The 5,616-nt window shown below is 42.6% G+C and carries 4 protein-coding genes, 4 tRNA genes and 3 pseudogenes; 9 read left to right on the forward strand and 2 right to left on the reverse strand.

All coding sequences use genetic code 11. The annotated features are described in order from the left end of the window. Positions 1–604: 604 nt before the first annotated feature. Both OPS28_RS17120 and OPS28_RS02500 read right to left on the reverse strand, forming a co-directional pair. A pseudogene (locus OPS28_RS17120) lies at positions 605–730 on the reverse strand (hypothetical protein); the annotation flags it as partial. 419 nt (positions 731–1,149) lie between these two features. Next, positions 1,150–1,365, reverse strand: a pseudogene (locus OPS28_RS02500) (transposase); the annotation flags it as partial. 164 nt (positions 1,366–1,529) lie between these two features. Here OPS28_RS02500 and OPS28_RS02505 point away from each other — a divergent pair. From OPS28_RS02505 to OPS28_RS02545, 9 genes and pseudogenes are all read left to right on the forward strand, one after another. Continuing rightward, a complete protein-coding gene (locus OPS28_RS02505) occupies positions 1,530–2,285 on the forward strand; it encodes a hypothetical protein (RefSeq protein ID WP_265607864.1) in 756 nt (251 codons plus the stop codon). 11 nt (positions 2,286–2,296) lie between these two features. Next, a complete protein-coding gene (murB, locus tag OPS28_RS02510; RefSeq protein WP_265607865.1) occupies positions 2,297–3,289 on the forward strand; it encodes a UDP-N-acetylmuramate dehydrogenase in 993 nt (330 codons plus the stop codon). Then, on the forward strand, positions 3,286–4,272 hold the full coding sequence (gene birA / locus OPS28_RS02515) for a bifunctional biotin--[acetyl-CoA-carboxylase] ligase/biotin operon repressor BirA (RefSeq protein WP_265607866.1): 987 nt from the start codon (positions 3,286–3,288) through the stop codon (positions 4,270–4,272). Before murB ends, birA begins: the two co-directional genes overlap by 4 nt. Further along, positions 4,262–5,002, forward strand: coding sequence for a type III pantothenate kinase (locus tag OPS28_RS02520; protein ID WP_265607867.1), 741 nt, complete (start codon positions 4,262–4,264; stop codon positions 5,000–5,002). The genes birA and OPS28_RS02520 overlap by 11 nt, the downstream gene beginning before the upstream one ends. A 116-nt stretch (positions 5,003–5,118) precedes the next feature. Next, positions 5,119–5,194, forward strand: a tRNA-Thr gene (locus OPS28_RS02525). A gap of 9 nt (positions 5,195–5,203) precedes the next feature. Then, a tRNA-Tyr gene (locus OPS28_RS02530) sits at positions 5,204–5,288 on the forward strand. 30 nt (positions 5,289–5,318) lie between these two features. Next, positions 5,319–5,393: transfer RNA gene (locus OPS28_RS02535), tRNA-Gly, on the forward strand. 6 nt (positions 5,394–5,399) lie between these two features. Further along, positions 5,400–5,475 (forward strand) — tRNA-Thr (locus OPS28_RS02540). Between the two features lie 66 nt (positions 5,476–5,541). Beyond that, positions 5,542–5,616: pseudogene (locus tag OPS28_RS02545) on the forward strand (GTP-binding protein); the annotation flags it as partial.

The following is a 5,616-nucleotide window of genomic DNA, read 5'->3' on the forward strand; positions in this document are numbered from 1 at the left end:
TTAAAGTTTGCCCACTATGCCTCAGTTCTTTAGACACATAGTGGGGACACGATCCGTGTTGCTAAAAAAATCTCTCCGTGCATTGCTACGCGCATTCACAATGTCATTCTATCTTTGAAAACAGCGGCTCGCCAAGTTGTGCTGTCGAAGCCAACTTCACAGTTGTTTTATTGGGTGTTAACTCCGGTGCATAGGGTGGAATTCTTTTAATCGTTACACTTAGGATACCTCAGCAATGGCATTGCTATGCCAGCCTACAACATCCATCACTACCACTGCGTAGAGGCACGCCTTCGTTTTTAGTGATATTTGCTTCAAATGATGACGCATAATGGCTTTGCGTATGTAGGGAGTGATCAACGCTTATGTTTAACTAGTGGCAGGGCAAATAGCACCAATTAGATGAGCGTCTTCAAATTGTCGTTGTCTTACCGCTCTTGGTCGCGAGCCTTTACGTGCCCACAAGTGGGTAGTAGTTTTCTGCTGACCAAAGCGGGCTTTGTTCTGAAACTATCTATTAACTTGCTCAGGGCGCACGTGTGTTGGGGGTTAAGGAGCGTTTCCAGGAAGAACTTCTTTTATAGGCGTCTTGGACGGCTTGGAGTTAATTTGGGTGTCGTGAACGACTCGTTATCCAAGTGTATGCCAAGCTCGCGAAAACCGTATACACATGGTTAAGGTGATACTTCACACCAAACTTATCTACGACAAACTGTTTGATGTGGGAACCAGTTAATCTCTCCCCTTATCTGACTCAGCTTCCTTCTCAATAAAGCGTGCTAAGTACTGCTTCTGCTTAACGGAGAGTTAAGGCAATATGCCTGGGCGGGCTGTATTATCAAGGCCGGCCGGTCCATTAGAAAGGTATTCACTAACCCAGGTGTTAACGCTTCGCCGTGCAAGCTTTAGTTATATTGCCACTTGAGTACGGTTTTGACACTCAAGAAACAAAGAAAACGCTAATAGACGTAATTATTTTTGAGGTCTCTTTTCTCTTTTTGATAACCGAAGCAAGTCCTCAGAAGGTATATTGTTCACGTTTATTTTTATAAACAAACTACACCAAGTAGCTCATACTTTTATCCGGAATGGTATTAAACGCATCAAAAAGATGACGGGCGGCAGGTTTTCTGGCTGCTGGTGTTATCACTTTTCTGAAAGCACATCCTGCATCTTCTTCAGTTTATCGTGCTCAGACTCAAGCTCTTTTAGGCGCTTGGCTTCGTTGACTACCAGACCTGCATACTTGCTGCACTAATGATAAAAAGTCATAGATGATAGACCCATCTCGCGGCAAATGTCGTCCATTTTGACACTAGCCTCATGTTGTTTGATGACTTGTTCTTCGCTGTCGTGTTTTTTGATTTTGAGATCTCCATTGCCTCCATTTTATTGGAAAGGTCATCATGTAAAAGCTAAATCGACAGGTTTAAACTAATTTCTACTGTTTTGAAGATCAAACTTGGCGATCTCTTAGCCCAAAAAAAATTACAGGTGTAGTATAATCTGTCCAGCTTAACGAATTGTAAATGTTATTGAAAAATAACTCTTCTATTTTTTGGAAGATAAATATGTATGAATTAAAAACGAGATGGAAGGTAGAAAAATATTTTCGCCCTTCACTAGATTCTCAAGACAAGCCTAACAAAGGTGTTGAATGGTTGGTGCACCATATCCCCAAAACTGCAGGGACTTCATTGCGTAAAACGTTCGAAAACGCTTTTGGGGTGAATGCCGTGTTTGGGGTATATCTCAATACTGGACAACTAGACCTAACGGCAGGCAAGCCCATTTGGACGCCGAGAAACGCCAAAGTGCTATTTGGACATGTACAAGCAAACGCTGAACAATCCATTTATTATCCTAATGCTAAGCGCTTGGCCTGGGTACGAGACCCTCTAGAGCGACTATGGTCAAATATCGGTCATACTCTTAAAACAAAGCAACCTGAAGGTATTTATAACTATCTAAAAACAAATTTTTTAGATAAAGGTATAGATAATATTGAAGTAATGATCGAAACGATGCTGAAAGATAATGTGCACAAAGGCTACGTGGAAATATATTCTCAGTATTTCAGGCATATGCCAATTGAGAAGTTCGATTTTATCGGATCAGTCCATCGAAACCGGGAAGATTTAGATAAGTTGCAAGAAATATTAGGTGTTCGCTTGGTTGAAAAAAGAAATAATGTGCTCAATAAAAAACAGCAATATTCACCTAAACTCAAAAGCTTACAAAACTATCTTCAGCGCGAGTATGAAATAGTTGCTGACTACTTGTAATTAAAATATTTGTGGAAAATTTAAAAAACGCTCACACATTTTCATTAAACGCGAGCTGTAGGTCGATAAAAACTGTTAGCACGCTTGCCGATTTACCGGTTAATGAAATTCTTCATCAGCCCTACCTATTTCTTGGTGAAGGTAGTAACACTGTTTTCGTGGAGGACTACGCTGGCTTTGTTTACATCAATGCGTTAAATGGTATTGAGGTGACAAACAATACAACGCATGTCTATCTTCGCGTAGGCGCGGGTGAAAACTGGCATAAGTTGGTCAGTTTCTGCCTCAAGAATGGCTGGTTTGGAATGGAAAATTTGGCTCTTATTCCAGGTTCTGTTGGTGCTTGTCCGATCCAAAATATAGGCGCGTACGGACTAGAAGTGGATAAATTTATTCATTCTGTCGAATTTATTTCATTGGAGAGCGGCGAAAAAGCTATCTTAAACAAAGCGGATTGTCTTTTCGGCTATAGAGATAGCATTTTCAAAAAAGAACTAATGGGTAAGGTTCTGATTACGCACGTAAACTTTGAAATCCCGAAAGATAACGTACTTGAAACTTCGTACGGCGAACTGGCCGCACTGCATAACCCTACGCCCTTATCTATTTATAGCAAAGTGATTGAAATTAGAAAAAATAAGTTACCCGATCCGAATGAAACAGGTAATGCTGGTAGCTTTTTTAAAAATCCTATTATAACGCATGAGCGGTTTTCTTTACTCCAACTGAAGTTTCCCGATATGCCTTATTATGTGCTTGATAATGGTAACGTAAAGGTACCGGCAGCATGGCTGCTTGATGTGCTTAAATTCAAAGGCAGGGCTTTTGGCGGCGTCCAGTGTCATCCAAAGCAACCGTTAGTACTCGTCAATACTGGCCGTGCAACTGGAGACGAGGTGTTGTCGTTTGCGAAGTTAATTGTTCACGACGTTCATGAAAAATTTGGCATTAAGCTAGAGCCAGAAGTCAGATTAATAGGTAAAGACGGGTTGATAGAACTGTGAGACAGGCTTCAAAATTAATTAGACAACATATTCTCTCTTTATTATCAGATGGACAATTTCACTCCGGGGAAGCCATTGCTGTTGAGGTAGGGCTTTCTCGTACAGCTGTTGCAGGTCACATCAGTCAATTGTCAGAGTGGGGCTTAGACGTATTTAAAGTGAAAGGGAAAGGATATCGTTTAGAGCGGCCATTCAAATTACTTAATGCCGAAAAAATAAAGAAACGGGTGACCAAAAACAAGACTTCGGTAATCCAAGTTGAATCTGTTCTCGGTTCGACAAATTCCGAACTCAAAAAACGAATAGCGTTAACACCACATAACCTAGCGAACGGCGACGTGTTATTGACAGAAATACAAACTGCGGGGAAAGGTAGGCACGGAAGAGAATGGCTTGCTCCAGTGGGAGGGAGTTTGACGTTCTCGCTATACTGGTCATTTCCGGATGGCTATCAAAGCATGGCGGGACTTTCTTTGTTGGTTGGGCTAGCGGTATGTAATGGGTTAAAACAGTGTGGTGTAACGGAGCCACAGCTGAAATGGCCCAATGATGTTTATCTGCAAAATAAAAAGCTAGCCGGTATTTTGATTGAAGTTGAAGGCCAAATTGGCGCTACGGCGCATTGTGTTATTGGTATTGGGCTTAATAGTTGCGTGCCAGATTCGCAATTTGATGTTGGGCAACCCCATACTGACCTAACCTCATACCTCGGTTTCCAGCCCGATCGAAATGTGGTCGCTGCCGCTATTATTGATAGCTTATGGGAGTTGCTGCCAATTTTTTCGCAACAAGGTTTTCAGCCTTTTATAAATCAATGGCAGCATTTGGACCTATATGCGGATAAAACGGTTGTGCTAAGGATGGGGGAGAAACGCTTTTCTGGAATCGATCGCGGTGTAGATTCTAGCGGGGCGCTATTAGTAGAAACTCAGGATGGGTTAACTCGTTTCCATGGTGGCGAGGTAACCTTGCGTGGTAACTGAAGACCAGATCCTGCTGGTAGACATTGGCAATACTAGTATTAAATTTTTGCCACTTAATAAATTTCAAGAAGTTCCACATCGCACAGCTTCCTTGACAGAGTTTGAAATTTGGCTCGCGAGTCACCCACACATCACCACCCTTTTTCTTGCTTCAGTGAGACAAGCTGACGAAATAAACCGTCTTGAAGTTTATTGTAAAAGCAATAATTTACTCATTCAGCGAATTCAGACAAAACAACATGATTTTGGACTAACCAATAGTTACAAAAACGTCAGCATGATGGGAGTAGACCGATGGCTGGCAATGATTGCTGCGGTACACCTCACTGATAAGCCTTTCATCGTGATAGACGCAGGGACAGCGATTACAGTAGATTTCGCAGGGGATGGGCGACACTTAGGAGGATGGATAGCGCCCGGTTTTGTAGCAATGCGAAGCGCATTACTTGCTTCGACGCAAAAAGTGTATTCGGATAACGTTATTCCAGATTGCCTTCAGTTAGGAACCCATACTGAAAGTGGGGTAGCTAATGGTTGCATGGCAGCTGTTCAGGGAATTTATTGTCGGGCGAAAGCTTATATGTCAGACAATTATGAAGACTTTGACATTTTTATTACCGGTGGGGACAAAAATCTGTTTGCTTTTTCGCAGAACGATGGTAGCATCCTTGCCGCGAATTTGGTGGTGCAAGGTCTTGCCCGCTACGCAAAAAAACATTTTTTTGCGTAACAAATCATCTAAGTGGTAAATATTTGAGCATTTAGATGAGAATTTTAAAAAAATTCACAAAAGACTATTGCACGGAGTAAATCATTACTCTAGAATGCGCACCCACTTGATGCAGTGCCGACTTAGCTCAGTTGGTAGAGCAACTGACTTGTAATCAGTAGGTCGCCAGTTCGACTCCGGCAGTCGGCACCATCAATCTCAGGAGGGGTACCCAAGCGGTCAACGGGAGCAGACTGTAAATCTGCCGGCTCAGCCTTCGCAGGTTCGAATCCTGCCCCCTCCACCACTTTTATGAGGTGGCCAGAGAATTAGGTATGCGGGCATCGTATAATGGCTATTACCTCAGCCTTCCAAGCTGATGATGCGGGTTCGACTCCCGCTGCCCGCTCCATTAAGTGCTGATATAGCTCAGTTGGTAGAGCGCACCCTTGGTAAGGGTGAGGTCGGCAGTTCGAATCTGCCTATCAGCACCAGTTTCTCCCCAGCTCATGTTTGTTTAGATAATCGAATTATTACACTACTTTGCTGGGATAATAGAAATGGCAAAAGAAAAGTTTGAACGTACGAAACCCCATGTAAACGTGGGAACAATCGGCCACGTTGACCACGGTAAA

Origin of the sequence: Alteromonas sp. ASW11-130, assembly GCF_026183735.1 — a bacterium.
Classification (GTDB): Bacteria; Pseudomonadota; Gammaproteobacteria; order Enterobacterales; family Alteromonadaceae; genus Alteromonas.